The organism is Pseudomonas sp. Ma2-10, from assembly GCF_054330215.1.
In genome coordinates this window covers 1-4,200 of record NZ_JBTEYL010000050.1, presented here as the reverse complement: position 1 = coordinate 4,200, position 4,200 = coordinate 1, and the positions used below count along the sequence as shown (strand labels likewise).

At 56.7% G+C, this 4,200-nt stretch carries 1 protein-coding gene and 2 pseudogenes; all 3 read right to left on the bottom strand.

The window, feature by feature from the left end; all coding sequences use genetic code 11:
• Positions 1-1,041, bottom strand: a pseudogene (locus ACXPVS_RS27090) (type IV secretion protein Rhs); the annotation flags it as partial.
• 1 nt (position 1,042) lies between these two features.
• A partial coding sequence (locus ACXPVS_RS27085; RefSeq protein WP_458512623.1) for a DUF6531 domain-containing protein occupies positions 1,043-3,819 on the bottom strand: 2,777 nt, incomplete at its 3' end.
• Positions 3,816-4,200: pseudogene (locus tag ACXPVS_RS27080) on the bottom strand (DUF4123 domain-containing protein); the annotation flags it as partial. The gene ACXPVS_RS27085 and the pseudogene ACXPVS_RS27080, both read right to left, overlap by 4 nt.

Here is a 4,200-nt window from a genome sequence, read left to right as displayed (position 1 = left end):
CAGGTTCGCGGTCGGCTGGTCGCCTTGGCCGAGTAGGTTGCCTGCCGGGTCATGGGCGAAACTTTCCGGCGTGGTGCCACGAACGTTGATCAGCCGGTCGAGTGGGTCGTAGTGATAACTACGATTGCCTTTGCGGCTGTCGTCGATGCCGGCGAGGTTCCCGTTGGCATCGTAAGCGTAGCGACGCTGGAACAGGTTGCGTTCTTGCTGGCTGACGGTATGGGCTTGCAGGCGGCCTTGTTCGTCGTATTGGTATTGGCTGAGCAACAAACCCTGTTGACGCTGCTGTTCGCGACCTGCGCTGAACTGGTGAGTGGTCAGGCGTGAACCGTTGAGGTCGATACTGCTCAGTTGACCGCCTCGTTGGTAGCGATAATCAAGCTTGCTGCCGTCGGGTAAGCGGCAGTGGCTGAGTTGGCCGAGTTGGTCGTACTCGTAACGCAGGGTCCCCCAGCCTTGGTGCTCGGTGATCAGGCGGTCTTGCAGGTCGTATTCGTAGGCCAGCGGCCAGTTTCCGTCATCGACGTTCACCAGGCGCCCGAGGGCGTCGTAGCTGTAGTGAATTTCCTCGCCATCGGCCAGGGTTTTCACCAGCAGGCGGCCAGCGGCATCGCGCTGGTACTCGGTAATCAGTTCACTGCCGTCATCCCCGAACTCGGTTTTCTTCAGCAATTGACTGTTAAGGTCGTATTCATAGGCTGTGCGACGACCGTCGAACCCGGTTTCCTGCTGGATCAGGCCGTTGGCGTAATAATCGAGGTGGTAGTGCTCGCCACGTTCGTTTTCGATTTCGGTGAGCAGCAGGCGTGAGTTGTCGTAGCGATAGCGCAGTTGGCTGCCATCCGGGTTGATGCGTCGGCTGACCAGGTGCAGGTTATCGGCATATTCATAGCGGGTGACGCGACCCAATTCATCGCGTTCGGCAGTGACTCGACCGTATGGGTTGTAAGTGAACGCGCGCGTAGCGCCACCGGGCAGCGTGATTTGCGCGAGCCGGTTGGCGAAGTCCCATTGGTACTGGGTGATTGCACCGCTTTCGTCNCGACCGTATGGGTTGTAAGTGAACGCGCGCGTAGCGCCACCGGGCAGCGTGATTTGCGCGAGCCGGTTGGCGAAGTCCCATTGGTACTGGGTGATTGCACCGCTTTCGTCCTGACGGGTGATCTGCCGACCCAACGCGTCGTAGCGGTACTTGCGCTGGCCACCATCGGGCAACTGTTCTTCGAGCAGTTGACCGAGATTGTTCCAGCCCAGTTGATGACGGCTGCCATCCGGATGACGGATTTCTAGAAGACGGCCCTGGCGGTCATAGTTGTAGTGGGTTGAATTGCCATCCGGGTCGATTTGTTCGGTGATGTCGCCTTGGTCGTTGCGCCAATATATCCACTTCGCCGGGCCACGATTCACCACACGGACGTAGCCGTGGTAATACTCATAAGAGGTCGGGGTGTCTTCGGGCGGAATAACCGCGATCAGTCGGCCTGCTTCGTTGTATTGGTATTCGGTGACGGCGCCGAGTGGATCTTTCTCGGCGATCAGGCGGCCCTTGTCGTCGTAGGCCTTGAGGTGTTCCGCACCGTCCGGATCAACCTTGGCGACCAGTCGCGCCTTATCGTCGTGGGTGTAGACCTCTTCGCTGCCGTCAGCATTGGTAACCGTGACGCTGCCTTTGTCATCCCAGGCGTAATGCGCGTCCATTTGCGAGAAGCTCGCCCAGTGATGAACGCAGCGCGCCGATTTACCTTCTTTTTCCCAGTCCCAGTAAAAACTGGCGCCGCCGGCGAGTTGCCGCTCAAGAATGACGTTCTGGTCGTTGTAGGCATAACGCTCGGCTTCGCCAGCGGCGTTTTTGGCTTCGATCAGGCGGTGTTGGGTGTCGTAGCTGTAGGTGACCAGGGTCTGGACGGTGCTCCAGGCATCTTCCAGGTTGTCTGCCGGACTGAACCGCTGATAGTCGATGGCGACGATGTGCTTGCGGTCGTAACGTACAAGGAGAGCCCGACCAGCACCGTTATCGACGCGTTTGATTCGACCGTGAATGTCACGGGTGATGTGCAGGCGATTGCCGTAGTTGTCGCTGATGGCGATCAGCGTGGCGCCCTTGCTGTTGTAACGAAAGTGGTAGAACTGGGTACGTTCGCCGGCCTGGGTGAGGATCAGTTCTGAGGGATCATCACCAAGGAAAATCGCTGCTTCCGACAGGCTATTGGTGATCGCCGGACGCTGCACACTCGGTAGCGGGAACGTGGTGATACGGTTTTCGTGATCGGTCCAGATCACCTCTTCATCTTTGATGTCTACCCGCTGGGCAAGTGCATGGCTCCAGCCGTAACCGAGGCCGCAATCAATTTCCGCAGCGCTGGTGCGGTAAAGGCGAGTCCACTCGAAAGGTAGCAGTCCGTCGAGCTGACCATCGGTCAGCGTCAGTAGCTCCTCACCGGTGACCATGGAAACCGGGCAATTATTGGTGCAGGTTTTCTTGGCGCAGGTTGAGCTTTTTTCGTCGGGCGTTTTTGACTGGGCCGGAGCATCGCTGACCTTTTCCTTTGGCTCCAGGACGAATTGTTTTTCTGCTTTTTTTCGAGCAAATGCGGAGGCGTTTTTTTCCAGCAAGGCAGGCGTGTCGCTGGTGATCGGCACCGGACCTTTAGCAGTGGCTGCGGTGGCTTGTTCGATCTTCAACGCGGCCTTTTTAGCGGCATTCATCGGTACGCCTTGCGCACTGGCCAACAGTGGTTTCACGGTTTCACCGTGAGCGATCAAGGCGTGTCCCTTACTCGCGGCCAAGAGTTTTTCCGCGAGCTCCTCCAGCATTTTTACCGCTGTGCCAGATTGGACCTTGGCCAATGTTTTTGTACCAACACGAATCGCCAGCCCGAGACCGCCCGATAGGCAGATCCCCAGCACCACGTTGATCAGAAAGGAAGCACCTATAGCCGTTATTACTTCCACACAGACTTGCGGCGGCAGCATGCCAACCCACGCGATAATGACTGAGAGGTAGATGAACATCAGCGGCTCGTCGCTGAGAATCAACAGTCCGGTGGCAATCGCTTCTTTAGATGCTGAATAGAGTTTCTCTACTTCCTCTTTACTCAGGTAATGAAGAAGTTTCTCCACATTTTTAAAGGGGTCGGCTAATAGTTCGAACAGGCTTTTGATGTCATCCCAGAGACCCAGAAGCGCTTTCTCAAGACTATCGAGTGCAGACCGCACCAATATGAGCGAGCGACCCGCCCGGTCAGTCGCCGAGTAGCTCGCCCACTGCGGCTGGAACTTACTCGACCACTCGCTTTTCAACCAGCCGTCAAGATTGCCGATGACACCCTGGTACGAGGCATACAGTGCCTTCACGTTGCTTTCAGAAACGTTCGGGAAAAAAGTGATGCGGTACATCTGACCCGGCTTGCAGCCCTTGATAACTTCAATGCCGCTCGGGCCGATAGTCGCAGGAATCACCGGACCGACAACGTCGTATCCGCCGAACATCGCTTTTTTGACGGGTTCGAGCCTGACCGATGTATTGCCGATCGGCACGTAGCGCGCACTCTCAAACATATGGATCAGTGTGAAATCGCCCATCAACGGACAGGTGGCGTAGGTTTCAACCGGTCCCGTCTTAGTTTTGCGCTCAGTGACGCTGACTTCGTTACCCACCTTGAACTTCTGGTCGACATCCATGGCCCAGCCAGTCCAGAAGCCGTCAGCCCAGGTTTTGTAGTCGCTCAGGCAATTTTTGAAGTCTTTGAGAATCAGGTTCACGTCAGGGGTTTTGGCGTCCAGCACGCGCAGGACCAAGGTACCAATCGGGGTATTCATGACGTGACTTCCTTTGTCAGCTGAGCAGCAAGACGCTCTGCCATATCTTCTGTATTGGATTGTTGGCGCACGAAGCGCTCGACTTTGTGGCGCAGATTACTTTCGGGGAAGGCGAAGAACAGTTCCGGGCAATCCTCTCCCAACCACTGCATTAAGTTGTCGACGACGGTGGTGTGGTCTTTCTCCGCCAAGTTGTCGACTAACTTCTGGGGCACTTCCCACCACGGCCAGGCCTTGGCCGGTGGCACTCCCCTCGGTCCCACGTCCAGTGTCTGGCCATTAATCAGGTAGCGGTCGAACACGGGTAAAACCTCACCCGCGCCGGCACCGAGTCCTTCGAGAATCGGAAAAATGTGTCGCCCATCCCAGAACCGAAAAAAC